The 20,617-nt window shown below is 58.6% G+C and carries 18 protein-coding genes; 9 read left to right on the forward strand and 9 right to left on the reverse strand.

Translation table 11 applies throughout. The features are described from left to right. Positions 1 to 8: 8 nt before the first annotated feature. Positions 9 to 929, forward strand: coding sequence for an ABC transporter permease (locus GOV80_RS14965; RefSeq protein ID WP_170773497.1), 921 nt, complete (start codon positions 9 to 11; stop codon positions 927 to 929). Next, positions 926 to 2,182, forward strand: a complete 1,257-nt coding sequence (locus tag GOV80_RS14970) for an ABC transporter permease (protein WP_170773498.1) — start codon at positions 926 to 928, stop codon at positions 2,180 to 2,182. Before GOV80_RS14965 ends, GOV80_RS14970 begins: the two co-directional genes overlap by 4 nt. A 21-nt stretch (positions 2,183 to 2,203) precedes the next feature. Here the strand turns inward: GOV80_RS14970 and GOV80_RS14975 are convergent, their stop codons facing one another. The 9 genes from GOV80_RS14975 to GOV80_RS15015 all read right to left on the reverse strand — a co-directional run bounded on the left by GOV80_RS14975 (position 2,204) and on the right by GOV80_RS15015 (position 11,802). Beyond that, on the reverse strand, positions 2,204 to 4,123 hold the full coding sequence (locus tag GOV80_RS14975) for a beta-galactosidase (RefSeq protein WP_170785919.1): 1,920 nt from the start codon (positions 4,121 to 4,123) through the stop codon (positions 2,204 to 2,206). After that, entirely contained in the window at positions 4,120 to 4,980 is an 861-nt protein-coding gene (locus GOV80_RS14980) for an SMP-30/gluconolactonase/LRE family protein (RefSeq protein ID WP_170785921.1), read from the reverse strand. Before GOV80_RS14980 ends, GOV80_RS14975 begins: the two co-directional genes overlap by 4 nt. Further along, a complete protein-coding gene (locus tag GOV80_RS14985) occupies positions 4,977 to 5,582 on the reverse strand; it encodes a 2-dehydro-3-deoxy-6-phosphogalactonate aldolase (protein ID WP_170785923.1) in 606 nt (201 codons plus the stop codon). Before GOV80_RS14985 ends, GOV80_RS14980 begins: the two co-directional genes overlap by 4 nt. After that, positions 5,579 to 6,472, reverse strand: coding sequence for a 2-dehydro-3-deoxygalactonokinase (locus GOV80_RS14990; RefSeq protein ID WP_170785925.1), 894 nt, complete (start codon positions 6,470 to 6,472; stop codon positions 5,579 to 5,581). The genes GOV80_RS14985 and GOV80_RS14990 overlap by 4 nt, the downstream gene beginning before the upstream one ends. A gap of 4 nt (positions 6,473 to 6,476) precedes the next feature. Next, complete coding sequence (locus GOV80_RS14995; RefSeq protein WP_170773505.1) at positions 6,477 to 7,241, reverse strand: SDR family NAD(P)-dependent oxidoreductase; 765 nt, start codon at positions 7,239 to 7,241, stop codon at positions 6,477 to 6,479. A 66-nt stretch (positions 7,242 to 7,307) separates the two neighbouring features. Continuing rightward, entirely contained in the window at positions 7,308 to 8,648 is a 1,341-nt protein-coding gene (gene melA / locus GOV80_RS15000; RefSeq protein ID WP_170785927.1) for an alpha-glucosidase/alpha-galactosidase, read from the reverse strand. 22 nt (positions 8,649 to 8,670) lie between these two features. Next, positions 8,671 to 9,519, reverse strand: coding sequence for a carbohydrate ABC transporter permease (locus GOV80_RS15005; RefSeq protein ID WP_170773509.1), 849 nt, complete (start codon positions 9,517 to 9,519; stop codon positions 8,671 to 8,673). A 1-nt stretch (position 9,520) separates the two neighbouring features. Next, complete coding sequence (locus tag GOV80_RS15010) at positions 9,521 to 10,447, reverse strand: carbohydrate ABC transporter permease (protein ID WP_170785929.1); 927 nt, start codon at positions 10,445 to 10,447, stop codon at positions 9,521 to 9,523. Between the two features lie 95 nt (positions 10,448 to 10,542). Then, a complete protein-coding gene (locus GOV80_RS15015) occupies positions 10,543 to 11,802 on the reverse strand; it encodes an ABC transporter substrate-binding protein (RefSeq protein ID WP_170785931.1) in 1,260 nt (419 codons plus the stop codon). A gap of 152 nt (positions 11,803 to 11,954) precedes the next feature. Between GOV80_RS15015 and GOV80_RS15020 the strand changes: the two genes are divergently transcribed. The 7 genes from GOV80_RS15020 (at position 11,955) to GOV80_RS15050 (ending at position 20,561) form a co-directional block, all read left to right on the forward strand. Beyond that, entirely contained in the window at positions 11,955 to 12,761 is an 807-nt protein-coding gene (locus GOV80_RS15020; protein WP_170773516.1) for an IclR family transcriptional regulator, read from the forward strand. Continuing rightward, positions 12,758 to 13,816: an ABC transporter ATP-binding protein gene (locus GOV80_RS15025; RefSeq protein WP_170785933.1), complete on the forward strand. Its 1,059-nt coding sequence runs from the start codon at positions 12,758 to 12,760 to the stop codon at positions 13,814 to 13,816. Before GOV80_RS15020 ends, GOV80_RS15025 begins: the two co-directional genes overlap by 4 nt. A 155-nt stretch (positions 13,817 to 13,971) precedes the next feature. Then, entirely contained in the window at positions 13,972 to 14,931 is a 960-nt protein-coding gene (locus tag GOV80_RS15030; RefSeq protein WP_170785935.1) for a dihydrodipicolinate synthase family protein, read from the forward strand. Continuing rightward, positions 14,922 to 15,854: a 4-hydroxyproline epimerase gene (locus tag GOV80_RS15035; protein ID WP_170785937.1), complete on the forward strand. Its 933-nt coding sequence runs from the start codon at positions 14,922 to 14,924 to the stop codon at positions 15,852 to 15,854. Before GOV80_RS15030 ends, GOV80_RS15035 begins: the two co-directional genes overlap by 10 nt. Then, positions 15,851 to 17,089 carry an NAD(P)/FAD-dependent oxidoreductase gene (locus GOV80_RS15040; protein ID WP_170785939.1) on the forward strand — a complete coding sequence of 413 codons (1,239 nt, stop codon included), beginning with the start codon at positions 15,851 to 15,853 and terminating at the stop codon, positions 17,087 to 17,089. The genes GOV80_RS15035 and GOV80_RS15040 overlap by 4 nt, the downstream gene beginning before the upstream one ends. A 9-nt stretch (positions 17,090 to 17,098) precedes the next feature. Further along, on the forward strand, positions 17,099 to 18,124 hold the full coding sequence (locus tag GOV80_RS15045; RefSeq protein ID WP_170785941.1) for a trans-3-hydroxy-L-proline dehydratase: 1,026 nt from the start codon (positions 17,099 to 17,101) through the stop codon (positions 18,122 to 18,124). A 220-nt stretch (positions 18,125 to 18,344) separates the two neighbouring features. Further along, positions 18,345 to 20,561 carry an NADP-dependent isocitrate dehydrogenase gene (locus tag GOV80_RS15050; protein WP_170785942.1) on the forward strand — a complete coding sequence of 739 codons (2,217 nt, stop codon included), beginning with the start codon at positions 18,345 to 18,347 and terminating at the stop codon, positions 20,559 to 20,561. The last annotated feature ends 56 nt before the right edge of the window (positions 20,562 to 20,617 follow it).

Here is a 20,617-nt window from a genome sequence, read left to right on the forward strand (position 1 = left end):
GAACTGAAATGCCCCGCTTCCTGAAAGAGTTCTTTAACCGCAACGGCACCGGTATGGGGCTAGCGATTCTGGGTCTGGTGATCTTCTGGACCATCGGCCTGATCATCCTGCCGCAGCTGTCGATGCTGGATTTCTCATTCCGGCCTAACCTGCCTCCGCCTGAGATTGGCGGGCCCAAGGATGTCTACACGCTGGAGAATTACAAATATCTGATTTACGGCCCCGAGGGCGGCAGTCAGGATTACAACGCGGTCGATCTGCGCGTGTTCTTCCGTACTCTGGTTGCGGCGGTCTGTGTGACGATCTTCAACCTGATACTCTGCTACCCAATCGCATACTATCTGGGCCAGTCCAAGGGCAGCCATATTCGCATCTTTGCGATCATGCTGATCATCCCTTACTGGATCAACGAAATCCTGCGCGCCTTTGCCTTGCGCATCATCTTTGGTGAGACAGGCGTGCTGAATACCCTGTTCGTCGGCCTTGGCGTCTTTGACACGCCGTTCGACTTCATCCGCAACGACATCGCGCTCTATGCAGGGCTTGGCTACGCCTACATCCTGCTGATGATTTTCCCGATGTATAACGTGATCGAAAGCCTCGACGGCAACCAGATCGAGGCCGCACGGGATCTGGGTGCCCCGTGGTGGCGGATTCACTGGCGGGTCGTCATCCCCTATGCCAAGCCGGGGATCAGTTCGGGCTGTACGATGGTGTTCATGCTGTCGGCAGGAGCGCTGGCTGCGCCGCAAATTCTGGGTGGGCCGTCCAGCTTGTGGTTCACGCAGCTGATCTATCAGCAATTCAACGACAACAATGACTGGCCGCAGGGGGCCGCTTACGCGATCGTGCTGCTGGTGACCTGTATCCTGTTTGTGTTGGCCGTAATGCGTCTGTTCAAGGTGAATATGGGGGATATCGGCAAATGAACCTGTCCTTCCTTCGTGTAAGTATCTGGGTCTATCTGGCAATCTTCTTCCTGTATCTGTTGGGCCCGCTGGTGATCATGTCGGTCACGGCCTTCAACTCGTCTGCTTTCCCGCGGATGACTCCGTGGGAATGCCTGACCTTCCAGTGGTTCGGAGAGCTGTTTCAGGATCAGCGTATCCTGAACGGCATCAAGAACTCGCTGATCATCGGGGCCGGTACGGTGGTTCTGTCGGTGGCGATGGGGCTGGCGGGGGCGCTGATGCTGACCCAGATCTGGCCCAAGCTGCGCGCAACCTATTACACAATCATCATCGCGCCTATCCTGATCCCCGGGGTTGTTCTGGGGATTTCAACCCTGGTGTTCTGGGACCGGATCAACCGGATGCTGGGGCTGGGCGCGGATAGTGTCCTGTCGAACGGCATTTTCCTGACGGTGATTGGCCAGTCCACCTTTATCGCCAGCTATTGCATGTTGGTTCTGGTGGCGCGGCTGCAGCGGTATGACGTGGCCTTGACCGAGGCCGCACTGGACCTTGGCGCGACCCATGCGCAGGCGTTCCGCAAAATCCTGCTGCCGTTTATGCGGCCCGCGATTGCAAGCGCCGCAGTGCTGGCGTTCCTCGCGTCGTTCGAAAACTACAACACGACCACCTTCACCTTCGGCGAATACCCGACACTGACCATCGAACTGGCACAGAAAGTACGCTATGGCATCACGCCGTCGATCTCGGCCCTGGCCTTTATCATCGTGGCGCTGACGGTGTTTTTTGCCCTGCTGAACGAGGCGAAGTTGAAGCGACAGGAACTGGTCGCCGCCGCGCGCAAGAATGCCACGGTCGAAGAACTGGCGGGCAAGATCAAACTGCCCAGTTTCTTTGCAGGCAATGTCGCCGCCATGCTCGTGGTTATCTTCGCGGCCGCTACGATCACAGTTGTGGGCACGGCAACCGCCTACAGCCCGGACCAATGCATCGCCAACGTGAAAGAGCAAAAGCAGCTTGAAGCCGACCAGCGTATCCAAGAGCTGCGCAAGCAGCGCGAAGAACGCCGCAAACAGCGCGAAGCTGACGAGGCAGAACAAGGCGAGACGCAATCCGCTCCGAAACCGTCGAACAATAGCGGGTTTGGCAATGTCTTCGCGCCAAATGCTTTGAGTGGTGACGAAGATGAATCCAACGCCGAGCCGCAACCTTCGACCAATGGCGGGTTCGGCGGAGCGTTTGACCCCAACAGTCTGAAAACGGACGAATAGCGCAATCTGCGCCCGCCGGGATTACCCCTCGGCGGGCGCGCCTTTTTCCAGAACAAGCGCATCACAGGCATCAATCACATGCCCGTTCCACGTGACCGGCGCGGCGTTGTAGTTGATCAGGAATGTATGTTCACCTGTCTCACGACGTCTGAGGCCGCTCAACATGGGATACACACTCAACCCCGTATGCTGAGCGGCCATCCGAACGACACGATCCCAAAGAGTGTCGTTCGGGAAATTGGCCAGATACCACATGGATCCGGTGCCCGTCAGCGCTGGCGTTCCGTCTGCATGGGTCAACAGTGCTGTGGCGGTCCCAGACAAACGCTCGACCCAGTGACAGGCCGCTCCTCCGCCCGAGACATCGCGTTTGGACGTGGGCGGCAGGGTTTCGATCAGGTCAACATGGCTGTCCAGGCCGACCAGGCCCGGTCGACCAGTCTGAGGAATCTGAAAATCGCGGGTAATCGCCCCGCTACGCGGTCCCAGAATGGCCAGATCACAGCCGTTTGAAATACTCCGCTCCAAGTCCTTATCGATCGTGGCCAGACCAGGTGCCAGTATGATTTTGTAGCCATCCGCCGGAATGCTGTCGGGCGACAGGAAGTCCACCGACAAGCCCGCCCTTCGCAACGCGCGGTAGGTCGAGAAGACCAGCCGGAAATAATCAAACCCTGCCCCCTGAGGTTGGGTCGCCCACGCCCAGTCTGAGGCGTAGTCGAACAGAATGGCTACATCCGCCTTGCGCTGCGTCACAGAACCGATCTGGGCAAGGGTATCCGCTGTTTCTCGCGCTTCGGCCAAGGCTGGGGCAGGGCGATTATCTGGTGTCAGTAGCCCTGCATGCATCTGTTCTTGCGCGAAGGGGGCTTGTCGCCAGCGGAAATAGCTGACCACCTCGGCCCCGTGGGCGACAGCCTCTAGCGACCAGAGCCGGACCATACCCTGCAACGGTGCCGGGTTGTAGGGCGCCCAGTTCACCGGACCCGGTTGCTGCTCCATCACCCACCAGCGACCCCGCCCCACGGCGCGGTAGAGGTCGTGGTGGAACGCCTGCATGTCAGGATCACCCTGTTGCAAAAAGGCGGCTTTATGCGCCTCTTCCACCTCAAGCCGGTCAGACAAGAAGCCGATCGGATAGCTGTCCCACGTCGCGATATCCAGGTCAGCGCCGACCTTGAAATGGTCGAATTCCAATACTCGGCCCATGTAGTTGTGCAGCAGCGGCGCGTCGGTCAGCTTGCGCAGCACATCCACTTGCGCCTTGTTGAACATCACCACCTGATCCGAGCTGAACCGGCGGAAAGCCAGAACATGGGCGGGGTTGGGTTCAGTCACGGTCAGGTTGGGCAGGTCAATCTGGTCGAACCCATCATATTCCATCGACCAGAACACATTCCCCCAAGCCGTATTCAATGCATCAATCGAGCCGTATTGATCCTCAAGCCAATTCTGAAACGCGGCAAGGGCGACAGGGCTATAGCTGATGGTGGTATCGTGGCAGCCATATTCATTGTCGATCTGCCACGCTGCAATGTGGGGGTTCCTTCCATATCGCTTACCCATGATCTGCGTGATCCGGGCGCATTCCTCAATATAGCCCTGATGGCTAAAGCAGTAATGCCGGCGCGATCCGAATTTGCGTGGGTTCCCGTCCGCGTCAACTGCTAGCATGTCCGGGTATTTCTCAAGCATCCAGCGCGGTGGCGTGGCGGTTGGTGTCCCCAGAACCACTTTCAAACCCGCCGCGCCCAAAGTGTCGATGGCCCGGTCAAGCCAGTCGAATTGCAGATCACCCGGAGTTAGTTCCATCCGGCTCCAAGCGAATTCGCCGATGCGCACCCAGGACAGGCCGTTTTCGACCATGCGTGCGGCATCTTCGGCCCATATCACTTCTGGCCAATGTTCAGGATAATAGCAGACGCCAAGTTCCGGTTTCATAGGATAACTCTGTATTCTGGCTGACCTTTTCCCGCGCTGTGTGCCGCAAAGGTCATGCCGTTTGAAGGCTGTTTTGCAAGGATATCCGCATCCAGCCCCTGCCGGGCCGAAGTACAGAACAAGGTTGTCAGATCAGCCCCTCCAAAGCAGGGACATGAGGTATGTGCCGCATCGAATTCCACCGACTGCAGGAACTGACCGTCCGGCGCATGGGCTGCAACGCGATTTGCACCCCATTGGGCAATCCAAATGTTGCCTTGGGCATCTACCACTGCACCATCTGGGTTCAGATCATCTGCGCGTAAATCAAGAAAAACGGAGCTGTCGCCCTCGGGCCAGCCATCCGACGGGTTCAGCGTCCAGCGCATCACCTGCTTGGTCGCCGTATCGCTGAAATAGGCGCAGGATCGGTCGGGCGCGAAACAGATCGCGTTCGAGATCGTGACGTCAGGCACCAAACGGCGCAGTTCCCCGCGCCAAAACCGATAAATCGCGCCTGCTCCACGCTCAGCATTTTTCCCCATCGTTCCGATCCAGAACCCGCCCCACGGATCAGCCCGGCCATCATTCGAGCGTGTGACAGAGTTTTCTGCCTCAAGCGCAGTGATCAGCGCCTTTTTGCGGCTTTCAAGATTGAAGTGCCACAACCCGGTTTCGGACGCGATCAGCAGCGTCTCAGTGTCGACCCACCCGGCGGCCGAGACATGTTCGTCGAACTGCCATTCAACGGGCGCGCTATCGACCTGCGTCATCAAACGTTTGCCAAGAATGTCGAACCAGAAAAGCTGCTTCCGTTGGGGATGCCACAGCGGCCCCTCGCCCAATGCGCAAGGGCGGTCGTCAAAGACGGTGCTCATCCGGCGGCCTCGTTGTAGGCTGCGACGATTCCGCGTGCACGTTCCGAGATCTCGGCTACTGAAAAGCCGGGCTTGAAAAGGGCCGATCCAATGCCGAAACCGTCCGCCCCCGCATTGATCCACACATCGAAATTATCGGGCCCAGCACCACCAACGGCGTAGACCTTTGCCCCTTCCGGCAATACTGGGCGCATAGCGGCCAATCCGGTCGGTCCCGCCATCACACCGGGAAACAACTTGAGCCCCGTTGCGCCTGCCTTGAGGGCGGCAAACGCCTCGGTCGGGGTGTAGACGCCGGGCCAGCTTTGCATGTTCAGCGCGACCGTGCGCTGGATGACATCCGTGTCGCAATTGGGCGAAACGATCAGCTTGCCGCCAACCTTGGCCACGGCATCCACTTGTTCCACGGTCAACACCGTGCCCGCACCAATCAACGCCGTGTCACCAAATTTTTCGGCCAGTATGCCGATGCTTTTCAGCGGCTCGGGCGAGTTCAGCGGCACTTCGATTTGGTCGATACCGGCATCAATCAGAGCCTGGCCAACATCGGCCGCTTCGGTCGGGTGAAGACCTCTGAGGATTGCAATAATGGGACGGCTCATGCGGTCTGCCTCGTCAGGTTTCGGGCCTGATGCAGACCCGCCAGAGTGGTGTTCGTACTATCGGCGATTTCAAAAAAAGCGCCTTGCTGTTTCAGGGCGTGACCATAGACATCCGACAGCCCCTCAGCCCCGATGATCGCGATCTGCTGACCTAGCCAATAGGGTCGCGTGGCAGCCAGTTCTGCCCCGATTAGAAATCCTGACAGACGGGCGCGGGCAACAGAAGCATCCTGCCCATTCAGCAAATCAGCTGCGCGCAGTCCAAACAGGCGCGCCGCCATCTGTTCAGGTTTGGACAAAGCATCTGCCGCGGCTTCGGCAAAAGCCGCATCGTCCCATCCTTCTCCGACCGAGTGACGCAGCACCGAATGTCCGCTGAGCAGGCTGAACATCTCACCGGTCATGAAGGTGCGAAAGCTGACCACTTCGCCCGCGCTGACTTGAACCCACTTAGTATGGGTCCCCGGCAAGCAGATCACGCCGTCCCAATTCTTGTATCCTGCCAGATAGCCTGCGATCTGAGTTTCCTCACCCCGCATGACGTCTGGCGGGTTGGCCTGTTTCAAACCGGGCACCACAAAAGCGCGGAAGCGCGGGTCCGTGCCCGGCACCCTGATCGGAGCGCGTGGCACTGGCACTGAAGGCACGGCAGAGTAGGGGGCCTCGACCCAGCCCTGACGCGCGCCTACCATACCACAGGCGACGACATCGACCGGCTCGGCGCCAAGCCAATCCTCGATCAATTCCAGCAATGCATCCTGAAACGCGCCCCGGGTCAGACTTCCCATACCCTTGTCCGAGTCCGCCTGATCCAGAACATGGCTGCCCTGCATTGCCCAAACTCGTAAATGGGATGTTCCCCAATCTGCTGCGATCCATTCGATACTCATGGTCTCATCCCGTCACCACGACACCGCCATCGACCGCCATGCACTGACCAGTCATCGCTCGGCTGGCCTGCGAGGCCAGAAAAAGCGTAGGCGCAATCATGTCTTCTGGGGTCAGATGTTCTTTCAGGCATTGCCGGTCCAGATGCGAGGCCAGATCTTCGGGCGTGGCCCACATGTCCAGTTGTTTCTGCGTCAGCACCCAGCCGGGGGCCAGCGCGTTGACACGGATATTCCTGGGGCCAAGTTCACGTGCTAATGAGCGGGTCATGCCGGTTATCCCTGCATTCGAAGTGGTGTAGACCGGATAGCCGGCATTGCCCATCATGTAACTGATCGAACTGAAATTGATGATCGCGCCGCCTTCAGTCATCTGACGTGCGGCTTCCTGTGAGGCAAAGAAATACGCCTTGAGGTTCACCTCGATCATCCAATCCCAGAATTCGGGCGTTGTTTCTTCGAGTGAGTGGCGCTTGTCATTGGCTGCGTTGTTGACCAACACGTTGAGCGGTCCGTGCGCCTCGGCAGCTTTGGTCATCGTGGCGCGTAGCAGTTCGGTATCCGTCATATCCCCTTGCAGGAACAGCGGCGCACGACCGTGTTTTTCGCGCATCTCTTCAACAAAAGCACTGGCATCAGACCGGCCGATGAACGCGACATTGGCCCCCTGCGCCATGAACCCGTCGGTTAGCGCAGCGCCAACGCCTGAGCCTCCACCGGTGATATAAACCGAGGCACCGTTTAGGTCGTGGAATGTGGCGGGTTGGCTCATCAGCGGCTCTTTCTGCTTACGGGGCGCGTAGTTTGGCCCGTTTGGAAAAATAATTTGTCGGGCCTCTCACGCGGCCCTGGCAGGCTGACACCAATCGGGCAGCCATTCGGAATGCGCGGTCAGGAGATCGGTGACCAGATTGCGAATTTGCCGCAAGTCCAGTTCCGCAGCTGTATGCGGGTCCATCATCGCGGCGTGATAGATATATTCAGGGTTTTGGTCGACAAGCGCACGCACGGTCAGCTCCTGCACATTGATCTGGGTGCGCATCAGAGCAATCAGCTGCGGCGGGATATCCGTCACGACGGAAGGCTGCACCCCGTTGCTGTCTACAAGACAGGGCGTTTCGACCGCAGCACCCAAAGGCAGTTGAGGGATTTGGCCGGTGTTGGGCAGATTGCCATAAGCTACGTACGGCGTGTCCGTTACGATGGCATTCATCAGATCCGCCGCAAACTCATGGCTGCGGGCAACCTCGATGTCACGCCCGTCCGTTAGCGTTTTTGCCTGTTCTTTCCAACCGGCGATCTGTTCTTCGCAGCGGGTGGGATATTCATCCAGCGGGATCGCGAATTGGTCGATCAGGTCCCCACGACCGTCCTTGATGAACCATGGAACGTATTCGGCCAAATGTTCCGAGCTTTCGGTGCAAAAATAGCCAAGGTGGTCCATCACCTCGTACCGCACTTTGTTGGGACAGCGGGGCATCAACAGGGGCGCCTTGGGGAACCGACCACCGGCATAGCCCTGACGCAGAGCGGGATAAAGATCGCGCCCTTCATGCTCCAACCGCAGGAAAAAAGCGACGTGGTTTACGCCCGCCACTTTGTAGCGAATATCGCTTTTTGGCAGGTCCAGATCATGGGCCAGTTCCTCAACAGTGTTCTGGACCGAGTGGCACAGCCCGACATGTTTGAGCGTCGGGAAACGTTCGGCCAGCGCCCAGGTGTTGATTGCCATCGGGTTGACGTATTGCAGCATCGTTGCATTTGGACAGAGCTGCTGCATATCCTGCGCGATATCCCAAAGAACCGGAACCGTGCGCAGGCCGCGCATGATCCCGCCAACGCCCAACGTATCGGCGATGGTCTGGCGCAGCCCGTATTGCTTGGGGATTTCGAAATCCGTGACCGTGCAGGGTTTGTAGCCCCCCACCTGAAACGCCGTCACCACGAAATCCGCACCCTCAAGCGCCGCGCGGCGGTCTGAATGGGTCGTGACGGTTGCGCCGGTCCCGACCGAGCGGATCATGGCGCGGGCAACGGTTTCACTTTCTGCCAAGCGGTTCGCGTCGATATCCATCAACGCAAAATGGCTGTCTGCAAGCGCAGGGGTCAGCAGGGCATCGCCGACGATATTCTGCATGAAGATCGTGGAGCCCGCTCCGACGAAGGCAATCTTTGTCATTTTGCAAACCTTTGGTTTGACGTTATTTTACGGCACCGAGGGTCAGACCCGCGATGAAGTGTTTCTGCATCAAGAAGAACATCGCCACGGGCGGCAGTGCCGCGACGATGGAACCGGCGCTCATCAGTTGATAAGCGGCGCGGAATTGGGCGTTAAAGCTGGTGATCCCGGCGGTAACAGGCTGGCTTTCAGCCCCTTGGGTCAACACCACCGCCCAGAAATAGTCGTTCCAGATGAAGGTGAAGATCAGCACGCTCAACGCAGCGATGGCCGGCTTCATCAGCGGCAGAACGACGTACCAAAAGATACGCACCTCGCTAATACCTTCTACCCGCGCGGCCTCGATCAGCTCAAACGGAAGCGCCCGGATGAAGTTGCGCATGAAGAGAGTGCAGAACCCAGTCTGGAAGGCAATGTGAAACAACACCAGCCCGGTTTTGGTGTTGTAGAGGCCCAATTCCAGCGTGAGATCGCGCACCGGCACCATCAGGATTTGGAAAGGCACGAAGTTGCCGGCCACGAAGAGGAAGAAAATCCACAGGTTCGACCTGAACTTGTAGATACCCAGGGCAAAACCAGTCATGCAGCTAAGCGCAACAGCACCAATCACAGTAGGAATGGTGATCAGGAACGAGTTCAGCAGATATCGCGGCATGTCCGAGTTGAAGAACACCTGCCCATAGTTGAAGGCTCCTTCAAAACTGGACGGCATACCCCAGTAGTTGGCGTTGGTGAAATCCGCCGCGGGTTTGACCGAGAACAGCGCCACCGCCAGCAATGGTCCCAACCACAGCAGCAAGGCAACGGGTAGCATGGCCTGATAGGTGATCTGCGCCGCGCGGGGCTGTTTTTCGATAGGTTTGGGAAACATCTCAGTGTCCCCTTTCTTCACGGTACATCGACCACAGGAAGTAGGCGATGAAGCACAGCATGATGAGGAACAGGATGACCGCAATGGCGGCACCGTAGCCCATACGGAATCCATATTCGGACAGGGCAACTTCGAACATGTAGTAGGCCAGCACGCGAGACGAACCGAAAGGACCGCCCTGGGTCATGATCGAAATCAAGTCAAAGCTGCGCAAGGCGCCGATGATTGTAACGACGAAAGCAATGAATGTGGCAGGGCGCAGTTGCGGCAGGATGATGTGCCACAGCATCCGCCAGCCCTTTGCGCCATCCAAGCGGCCGGCTTCAATCTGTTCCGGGTCCACTGCGTTCAAACCTGTCAGATACAGGATCATACAATAAGCGGTTTGCGGCCAGAGACCGGCAACGATGATGCCATAGGTCACGAAACGCTCGTCGCCCAGCACGTTGAGCGGGCCAAGACCGAAGAAGGCGAGGAATTCGTTCAGCAATCCAAAGGTCGGGTCGTAAAACCATGTGAAAACAAGGCCCACAACAACCTGTGAGATCACGAACGGAAAGAAAAACAGCGACTTGTAGAGGCGAATACCCCAAACGGTCTGGTTCAGGAACAGCGCAATGAAAAGCCCTGCAGGGATCGCGGCCAGATACAGTATTAGCCAGATCAGGTTATTCTTGAGTGAGATGAAAAAGGCATCCCGGTCGACCCACTCCCAATAGAGGTCCTCATAGTTGCGAAAGCCTACATATTCCGCAGCACCCAGCCCATCCCACTCATAAAGAGAGAGGTTAAAGGACTGAAAAACTGGAATGATGACGTAGACCATGAAGAACAGCAGGCCAGGGGCAAGGAACAGCCACGGGGCGATGCGCTGCTGGTTGCGGTGAAACCAGCTTTCCTGTTCAGGAGCTTCGGCGGCAGTGGTCATGGGGACACTCGGATTGGATCAAAGGAGCAAGGCGGGCTTTACCCGCCTTGCGCAGGTCTTGGTACGAACCGGGCCAGAGGCCCGGTCTGACCGGATCAGTTGTCGTAGATGCGCTGACGCGCGCGTTCCAGCTTGGCCAGGATGCGGTCGGCATTGTCAGGCTTGACCATGAATTCCTGGAAGCCTTCCATCGACACTTTGGCCATTTCTGCCGGTGCGTCGCGGTCCCAGAACTGGGCGACACCGCCGGGGCTGTTGGACGACAGCATCTCGAAGCCCTGGTTCAGGAATTTGTCGTCATCCACGGCCGATTTTGCGTTGACAGGAAGCTGGCCCAGGTTTTTGCCGTTGTTAATTTCGGTCTGTTCGTCAGGCGAGACAACAAAGCGCAGGAATTCACGCGCAGCTTCCTTGTTCGAGGCGTTCGACGGGATGTGGAACGTATCCGTTGGCGCGTCCTCGGCAAGTTCGACATCGGGGTTGATCGACACAAACTGATAGAAATCCAGCTGATCGTCGCTCAGACCGGCTTCGCGCAGCGGGGCCACGGCGAAGTTGCCCATCAGATAGGCTGCAGCTTCGCCATTGACCATGAAGGGCAGGGCTTCTTGCCAGCTATAGGTCTGGTGGTTGTCGATGAACGCGCCCATGTCGATCAGCTGTTTCCAATTGGCGAAGGTCTGCTTGACGCGGCCGTCTTCCCAGCTCACTTCGCCATTGGCCAACTGCTGGTGGAAGTCGAAGCCGTTGGTACGCATGTTCAGATAGTCAAACCAGCCGCCTGCGGTCCACAAGAATTTGGTACCGATCGTATAGCAGGCGCGGCCGGAATCGACGATCTTCTGACAGTTGGCCAGCTCTTCTTCCCATGTGGTCGGCTCGGTCAGACCCAGCTCATCGAAGATGTCTTTGCGATAGTAAACACCCCACTGGTAATAGGTATAGGGCACGCCCCATTGCTTTCCGTCGATGGTCATCGCGCCTTTGGTCGAGGCCAGATTGTCGCCAATCTCGGCTTCGGCCCAAAGGTCCGACACGTCTTCGAACAGGCCAGCCTCGACATAGGGCTTCATCCGGTTGGCAGCATACCAGGTGGCAACATCCGGAGTATCAGCAGTCAGAAAGTTGCGGATCTGAGTCTTGTAGGCCTCACGGTCGATCACAGTGGTCTCGATCTCCAGACCAGGGTGTTGCGCCGCAAACCGGTCGATCATCGCTTCCATCGTTGCGCGAGGCGCCGGGTTCGATGTGTCCAGGAAAATGCGCAGCTCGCCGGTCAGTTCAGCTGCTACAGGCGCTGCAAGTGCCACACTCGCCGCCAAAGCTGCCGCAGTGCGCTTGAAGATGGAATTCATGGTGTCCTCCCTTAGATTCCATTTTTTTGGTTATTTTGGTTCCAAATAATGAAACCTTGTTTTACATATTGAAAACTACACATCGAATCGGTTAATCTTGTCAAGACCCTCGTGACGAAGACGGTGGATCAATGGGAGGATGGAAGGCGCTCGTGGCTGGCGACGGTACTATAGGAAAAGCGTGCGACGTACTGGAGCAGGTGGCAGCGTTTGCCCGCCCGGTCCGATTCGCGGAACTTTTGGAAAGCAGCGATTTTCCAAAGGCGACCCTGTATCGCTTTCTTCAAAGCCTGACAAACCAGGGCATGCTGTCTTATGACCCGGACCGGCAGACATACGCGCCCGGGCTGCGCCTCGTCCGTTTGGCGCATGCGGCGTGGACCCAAAGTTCGCTTGCCCCGATTGCACGACCTTTTCTGGACGCGCTCAGCCGCGAAACGGGCGAGACTGTACACCTTGCCCAACTGGATTCAGGTCAGGTTCTGTATGTCGACAAGCGCAACGCGACCCAACCTGTAGAAATGTATTCGCAAGCGGGTAAAGTTGGCCCAGCTTATTGCACAGGCGTGGGAAAGGCCATGATGGCGTATCTGGACGCTGACGCGCTGGATAAAGCTCTGTCGCAGCAAAGCTTTCATCGGTTTACCGACAAGACCTTGGCGTCGGAACAACTCTTGCGGGCGGATCTCGATGTCATCCGTGCGCGGGGATACGCCGTGGATGATGAAGAACACGAACCGGGCATTATCTGCGTAGCCTGTCCAGTCCTGACCGAAGGGGGGCGGATTTTGGGTGCGATTTCGATCACCGGATCGACGGAACGAATGAGCTTTGATCAGTTGCAGGCATGGGTGCCTCGTGTACGCCGTGTGGCTGATCAAATTGGAATTGAAGCGCAAGCGTGGCGGTTTCCCGAAAGCCGTCCAAACGGATCTAAGGACAGGATGCAAGCGACATGACAGGCGTCACTCTGAACAGTGCGATCAAGCGATATGGTGAGACGCAGGTTATTCACGGAATCGATTTACAGATCGAGGATGGCGAGTTTTGCGTCTTTGTGGGTCCATCTGGGTGCGGCAAATCCACTTTGCTTCGGATGATCGCGGGGCTTGAGGAAACGACAGAGGGTGAGATCCGGATCGGGTCGCGCGATGTGACCCATTTGGACCCGGCCAAACGGGGGGTTGCAATGGTGTTCCAGACCTACGCGCTCTACCCGCATATGACAGTGGCCGAGAATATGGGTTTTGGTCTTCGTATGAACGGCGTCGCCAAGACCGAAATCGACAAGAAGGTACAAGAAGCGTCGAGCATTCTGAAACTCGATCAGTATCTGAAGCGCAAGCCCAAAGCTCTGTCCGGTGGCCAGCGGCAACGTGTTGCTATCGGTCGAGCCATCGTGCGCGGCCCCGAGGTGTTTCTGTTCGATGAGCCTCTGTCCAACTTGGATGCCGAGTTGCGCGTCGAAATGCGGGTCGAGATCGCGCGCCTGCACAATGAAATCGGCGCGACCATGATCTATGTGACCCATGATCAGGTCGAAGCGATGACCATGGCGGACAAGATCGTGGTTCTGCGCGATGGCCGGATCGAACAAGTGGGCGCGCCGATGGACCTCTATCGCGACCCGGACAACCGGTTCGTCGCGGGCTTCATCGGTTCGCCTGCGATGAACTTTTTGGAGTGCGACGTGACAGATGGCCATGTGACGCATCCCGCGTTCAGCCAGCCAGTGCCGGTGACGTCTTCGGTTCCTGCTAACGCAACGAAAGTGACGCTGGGCGTTCGCCCCGAACACCTTCAGGTGGACCGTTCTGGCGACAGTTGCACCGTGGACCTGACCGAAGCTTTGGGGGGTGTCAGTTACTCGTATCTGCTGACCGCGAATGGCGACAAGCTGATCGTGGAAGAGCGGGACGATGAACGCAGCAAGCAAGGCGCACGTATTGGCGTCACCTTCTCGCCCGACCGTGCAATGATGTTCGACGCCGAAACGGGTGAACGGTTGCGGTAAACGCAGACCAGTCCATCGCAGAAGGGCGTTGGCCACGAGACACGGCGCCTTTTGAAGCGCAATTTTGTTGTGGATTTTGTATCCAATATCCGATATCGCGGTTGAAACGGCGCATCTCCTGCGCCGCAACCTCAGATTTGTCGAAGGATCGCCGTATGACGACCAATGTTTTCACCGGCACAATGCCAGCGCTCATGACCCCCTGCACAGCGGACCGTCAACCAGATTTCGACGCGTTGGTGCGTAAGGGGCGACAGATGATCGACGCAGGCATGTCGGCGGTTGTCTATTGCGGGTCGATGGGGGATTGGCCTTTGCTGACCGATGCCCAGCGGATGGAAGGCGTTGAACGTCTGGTGGCCGCGGGGCTGCCTGTTGTCGTGGGCACTGGGGCGATCAATACCAAATCCGCTGTTGCGCACGCGGCGCATGCGCAAAAGGTGGGTGCCGTTGGGTTGATGGTGATCCCACGTGTTCTGTCGCGTGGCAGCTCTCCGACTGCGCAGAAGAACCACTTCAAGGCAATCCTGACCGCCGCGCCGGATGTGCCTGCGATCATCTACAACAGCCCCTATTACGGGTTCGCCACGCGCGCTGACCTGTTCTTTGCGCTGCGGGCCGAGCATCCCAATCTGATCGGCTTCAAAGAGTTCGGGGGCAAAGACGACCTGCGCTATGCGGCGGAGAATATCACCAGTCAAGATGATCAGGTGACACTGATGGTTGGCGTCGACACCGAGGTCTATCACGGGTTCGTCAATTGCGGCGCAACCGGCTCGATTACGGGCATCGGCACCGCATTGCCGCGCGAGGCGCTGTTGCTGGCCGAACTGTCCAAGCGGGCGGCCAAAGGTGATGCCGAAGCCCGCCAGCGCGCACAGGAACTGACCGAGGCGATTCACGTTCTGTCCAGCTTTGACGAAGGGCCGGATCTGGTGCTTTACTACAAGCATCTTCTGGTGCTCAACGGGGACGAGGAATACCGGTTGCACTTCAACGAAACGGATGAGCTGACTGACGCGCAGCGCAACTATTGCGAACAGCAATATGCCCTGTTCGGCGCGTGGTTCGCCAATTGGTCGAAACAGGGCGGAGTGATCGCTGAATGCATGTGATCGACAGCCATACCGGAGGCGAGCCCACGCGGGTCATTCTGGATGGAGCACCCGATCTGGGTACCGGGTCGCTGGCCGACCGCGCCCGAAGGCTGGCAACCGATCACGAGGAATTCTACCGCTCGATCATGCTGGAGCCGCGTGGCCAACCCGCCATGGTCGGGGCGTTGCTGGTTGAACCGGTCGATCCAACCTGCGTAACCGGCGTGATCTATTTCGACGTTGACGCAGTGCTGGGTATGTGTGGCCACGGCACCATCGGGCTGGCGGTGACGCTGGCGCATCTGGGACGTATCGGCATCGGAGAACATCGCATCGAAACCCCCGCCGGTGTGGTGACGGTCACTTTGCACGACGCAAACACAGTGACCGTCCAGAATATCGAAAGCCGCCGGGTGCATCGCGACGTGACACTGGACGTGCCGGGTCATGGCCAGGTGACCGGCGATGTTGCATATGGCGGAAACTGGTTCTTTATCGTAGATCCCAGCCCGATTGCCGTTGAATCTGCCAATATTCGCAAACTCACCGATATGACGGTCGCTATTCGCGAGGCCTCGATTGCGCAGGGGATAAGCGGCGAACAGGGTGAGCCGATAGACCATGTGATCTTTCAGGGCGCGTCGGATGATCCAGCCATTCATGGTCGCAATTTCGTGCTGTGCCCAGACGATAACTATGACCGCTCGCCCTGCGGCACCGGCTGTTCGGCCCGGTTGGCCTGTTTGGCCGCCGATGGCGCGCTGGCCCCCGGCGATGAGATCACGCAGCAGAGTGTTATCGGCAGCACCTATCGCCTGTCTTATCACCCCGGCCTGGATGGCGGCGTGATCCCCTCCATCACCGGGCAGGCCTATGTCATGGCGGAAACCACGCTGATCTTCCCGGAATCTGACCCGTTCAAAACAGGGATACAAGTTTGAGCGAGCAGGTCGTCATCATCGGGGCTGGGGTAATTGGCATCACGACCGCGCTGGAACTGCAGCGCCGAGGGCATTCGGTTCTGGTGCTGGACAGGGACGGGGTCGCCTCTCAAACCTCGGCGGGGAATGCAGGGGCATTTGCTTTCCCCGAGGTCGAGCCGCTGGCTACGCCCGGTATCATGCGCAAAGCGCCAAAATGGCTGCTGGACCCGCTGGGTCCTTTGTCTATCCCGCCCTCATACGCGCCGAAGATCGCACCGTGGATGTACCGCTTTTGGCGAGCAAGTCGGCCTTCGCGCTATGCGGATCTGCTGGACGCGCAGGCCCGACTGATGCAGGTCTCAAGCTCTGCGTTAGAGCGTTTGATACCGGCCGTCGAGGGTGAGGCAATGATGCAGCGCGATGGTCAGATGCAACTCTACGAATCCGAAGCTGAATTCCGCATCAGTTTGCCCGCTTGGGACCAGCGGCGCGCGCATGGGATTGAGTTCGAACTGCTTGAAACGCGCGAAGCGATAGCCGAGAAACAACCGAGCCTCAGCCCCCGCTTCACCCATGCAGGGTTTACGCCGAACTGGATGAATACAATCGATCCAAAGACGTGGGTCCAACATCTGGCCAAAGCATTCAGCGACCGGCAAGGGCGGATCGAGACGCGCGGCGTCCGGGCCCTGACCCCGCTGGAAAACGGGACGCGCATCACCCTTGAGGATGGGACGCTGGATGCGGCAAAGGTCATCGTCGCGGCGGGCGCGTGGTCGCACCATCTGGCGCAAACGCTGGGAGATCACATCCCCCTTGAGACAGAGCGCGGCTATAATACGACTCTGCCGCCGGGTGCCTTCGATCTGCGGATGCATCTCACGTTTTCCGGCCACGGCTTTGTGGCCAGCCGGATCAACGGCGGCGTGCGCATCGGTGGTGCGGTCGAATTGGGAGGGCTGTCCCTGCCACCCAATTTCAAACGCGCCGAGACTCTACTGAACAAGGCCGCGCAGTTCATGCCCGGACTGAACACGCAAGGGGGCACACAGTGGATGGGCTTTCGACCATCGCTGCCAGATAGTATCCCGGTGATCGGGCCATCCCCCAACGCGCCCGATGTGATCTACGCGTTCGGACATGGCCATCTGGGGCTGACGCAATCAGCGGGCACCGCCGAGTTGGTTGGCGCGTTGCTGGATGGGACGCAGCCGCCCATTTCGATGAACCCCTATTCCGCCACTCGGTTTTAGGGAGATCAGATGCGCAGCGTGAAAACCATCCACGTCATCTCCGCCCACGCAGAAGGCGAGGTGGGCGATGTCATCGTCGGGGGCGTTTTGCCTCCGCCCGGTGAGACCCTCTGGGATCAACGCTCTTTCATCGCGCGGGACCAGACACTGCGCAACTTCGTGCTCAATGAGCCGCGCGGCGGCGTGTTTCGGCATGTGAACCTGCTAATCCCGCCCAAACACCCCGAGGCAGATGCGGCCTTTATCATCATGGAGCCCGAGGATACGCCGCCTATGTCCGGGTCGAATTCCATCTGCGTAGCGACCGTGCTGCTGGATAGCGGGATGATCCCCATGCAGGAACCCGTCACGCATCTGACGCTCGAGGCCCCCGGCGGGCTGGTCCGCGTTCGGGCCGACTGTCGCAATGGCAAGGCCGAGCGCATTTATGTGCAGAACCTGCCCAGCTTCGCCGACCGGATGGCGGCATCGTTGGAGGTTCCAGGGATCGGGCACCTGACGGTGGATACCGCTTATGGCGGCGATAGCTTCGTCGTGGCCAACGCGGCGCAACTTGGCTTTGACATCGTCGAATCTGAGGCACGCGAACTGGCACGCGTTGGCGTTGCAATCACCAATGCTGCGAATGAACAACTCGATTTCCGGCACCCCGAAAACCCCGACTGGACCCATATCTCGTTTTGCGCATTCTGTGGCCCGGTTGAGAAGACAGAAACCGGGCTGCGGGGCAAATCCGCCGTCGCTATTCAACCGGGCAAGATCGACCGCTCGCCCACAGGAACTGCTGTATCGGCGCGCATGGCCCTGATGGCCGCCAAGGGTGAACTGGCCGTTGGGCAGACGTTCGAGGCCGTCTCGATCATCGGCTCTCGCTTTACCGGCAAAATTCTGGACACCGCAACAGTCGGGTCACACCCCGCCATCATCCCCGAAATCAGCGGTCGCGGCTGGATCACCGGCACTCATCAACACATGCTGGACCCCAGCGATCCCTGGCCGGGCGGCTACAAGCTGAGCGACACCTGGGGCGTCTGAAAATTGAGCACGACGGGGTTCTTGACGCGATTTTCCGCAAACCGTGTCAAAATGCGCGGTCAGATGTGATTGATCCCAAGCCAAACGTGATTTAAGGGAGGCCCTGTCAAATCAGAGTCACCGTTGGGGCACCAGGATAGCCGTGCCCCGCCTATGCCACTCGAAAGTGGCCAACTCTTGGAACGCACGCCCCGAAAGGCTTTAAAAAAGGTAAAAGAATATGGCAGATAAATCAGACTTCGACATATTGTATACCATTGTAGACGAAGCGCCCGAGCTGGCCAGCGCCTCGTTCCTTCCCATCATCCGCAAGTTCGCATCCGCCGCAGGCGTAAGCGTTGGGACCAAGGATATCTCGCTGGCCGGACGTATTCTGGCGACCTTCCCCGAGAACCTGACTGACGCGCAGCGCATCACCGATGATCTGGCCGCCCTGGGTGAACTGGTGAAGACACCCGAAGCGAATGTGATCAAGCTGCCCAACATCTCGGCCTCGGTCCCGCAATTGGTGGCCGCCGTCGACGAGCTGCAATCGCAGGGTTACAACATTCCGAACTATCCCGAAGAACCCTCGAGTGACGAAGAAAAGGCTATTCGCGCGCGCTATGACGCCATCAAGGGCTCGGCCGTGAACCCGGTTCTGCGCGAAGGCAACAGCGACCGTCGCGCGGCAAAGGCCGTGAAGAACTACGCCCAGAAGAACCCGCATTCGATGGGCGAATGGGTCTCGGACAGCAAAACCAAAGTGTCGTCCATGCCCGGCAACGATTTCTACGCAAATGAGAAATCGGCCACCATCTCCGCAGACCAAGCAGGCGACGCAAGGATTGAATTCGTCGGCAAAGATGGCAGCACCACCGTTTTGAAAGACGGCTGGCCGTTGGCGGAAGGCACGGTGGCTGACGCGACTTTCATGTCGGTAAAAGCACTGTCCGCGTTCCTGGCCGAGGCCATCGAGGACACCAAAGAAGACGGCACCATGTTCTCGCTGCACATGAAAGCCACCATGATGAAGGTCTCGGACCCAATCATTTTTGGCTATGCGGTCAAGGCGTGGCTGGCCCCGGTGTTTGACAAATTCGGTGCGGAACTGGATGCGCTGGGTGTGAACCCGAACTCAGGGCTCGGCGACCTGTTGGAGCGTGTTCAGGGCAATGCCGATATAATGGCCGCCATCGACGCGATAAAGGGCGACCGCCCGTCCATGTATATGGTCGACAGCGATAAAGGCATCACCAACCTGCACGTGCCCTCGGACGTGATCATCGACGCCTCGATGCCCGCCGTGATCCGCGCGGGTGGCAAAGGCTGGGATGAGGCAGGCGCCAAGGGTGACACCAACTGCGTGATCCCCGACCGTTGCTATGCGTCCGTCTATGACGAAACGATTAACTTCTTCAAAGACAATGGCGCGCTGAACCCGGCCACCGCCGGCGCGGTCGCCAATGTGGGCCTGATGGCGCAGAAGGCCGAAGAATACGGCAGCCACCCGACGACGTTCCAGGCACCCGCCGACGGCACCATTCGCATCGTTCTGGCCAATGGTGACGTGCTACATTCGCACGACGTCGAAAAGGGTGACATCTGGCGGTCCTGCACCGTCAAGAAAGCCCCGATCGAGAACTGGATTCAGCTGGCCATGGACCGTCAGCGCCTGACCGGGTCCGAGGCGATCTTCTGGCTGGACGCAAACCGCGCACATGACGCTGAGTTGATCAAATACGTCAAACCGGCGCTTGAGGCCGCAGGCGTGGCTGACAAGTTCATGATCCTGGCCCCGCGCGAAGCGACCCGTCAATCGCTGGAGACGATCACGGCCGGCAACGACTCGATTGCGATTACCGGCAACGTGCTGCGCGACTATCTGACCGATCTGTTCCCGATCCTCGAACTGGGCACCTCGGCCAAGATGCTGTCCATCGTCAAGCTGATGAATGGCGGTGGCCTGTTCGAAACCGGCGCGGGTGGTTCCGCCCCGAAGCACGTGCAGCAGCTGGTCGAGGAAAGCCATCTGCGATGGGATTCGATGGGTGAATTCTGCGCGTTGGGCGAGTCGCTGAACTTCCTGGCCGACAGCAAAGGTAATGCCAAGGCGGGCGTTCTGGGCGCGGCAGCCGAGGCCGCGACGCAGGGCATTCTGGACAACAACCGCTCGCCCAGCCGCAAGGTCGGTCAGCCCGATAACCGCGACAGCCACTATTGGTTTGCGCGCTACTGGGCCGAGGCTTTGGCGGCGCAATCGGACGATGCCGACCTGGCCGCCGAATTCGCGCCTTTGGCCAAAGCGCTGGCCGATGGCGAAGCGGCGATCCTGTCCGAGCTTGCCTCGGCTCAGGGTGGGGCGGCTGATTTGGGTGGCTATTTCCACACCGATCCGGCCAAGACCGCCAAGGTTATGCGCCCCAGTGCCACGCTGAATGCGTTGATAGACGCATAAAACACAGCGAACGCGCACATTATCAAAAATAGAAAAAGGGCCGACCCCCAAAGTCT

The organism is Ruegeria lacuscaerulensis (genome assembly GCF_013034685.1).
Taxonomy (GTDB): domain Bacteria; phylum Pseudomonadota; class Alphaproteobacteria; order Rhodobacterales; family Rhodobacteraceae; genus Ruegeria; species Ruegeria lacuscaerulensis_B.